The following is a 479-nucleotide window of genomic DNA, read 5'->3' as shown; positions in this document are numbered from 1 at the left end:
CGGCTAGAAATCCCCAGATTTTTCCGTAAATCTTTTCCATGTAGATATATAAACCACCAGTTTGCGGAATTTGAGATCCAATTTCGGCAACAGTTAATCCGGCGGTTAAGGTTATGATGCCACCACATAGCCATGCAAGCAAGGCATTTGTAGTAGATCCGGTATAGTCGAGTACCGATGCTTGCTTAAAAAAGATACCGGAACCGATAACCGTTCCAATGACGATTGATAGTGCTGACCACAGACCTAACGATCTGTTAAGTTCAACTGCTGGTTTTTTTTCCAAAATTGAATCCTCCTTTTTCTAAAATGAATATTAGAAGTTTAGCATAACGGTGGGGGCGACGCAATTAATCTGACAATACTGTCACATCAAAAAAAGAGTAACCCAATCAGTAAGAAATACTTGATTGAGTTACTCTTTTAATCATTCGATTAGACGATATAATCTTGTACTTGATTAGTAATAATCTTTGGAG

At 38.0% G+C, this 479-nt stretch carries 1 protein-coding gene; it reads right to left on the bottom strand.

Annotation, left to right across the window (positions count from 1 at the left end):
- A partial coding sequence (locus ACVQ8P_RS00340; RefSeq protein ID WP_462296867.1) for an amino acid permease occupies positions 1–289 on the bottom strand: 289 nt, incomplete at its 3' end.
- Between the last annotated feature and the right edge of the window lie 190 nt (positions 290–479).

The sequence above is a fragment of the Dellaglioa sp. BT-FLS60 genome (genome assembly GCF_054941065.1).
Note: the sequence above shows the minus strand (reverse complement) of the source record. Positions and strands in the feature narration are given on the sequence as shown.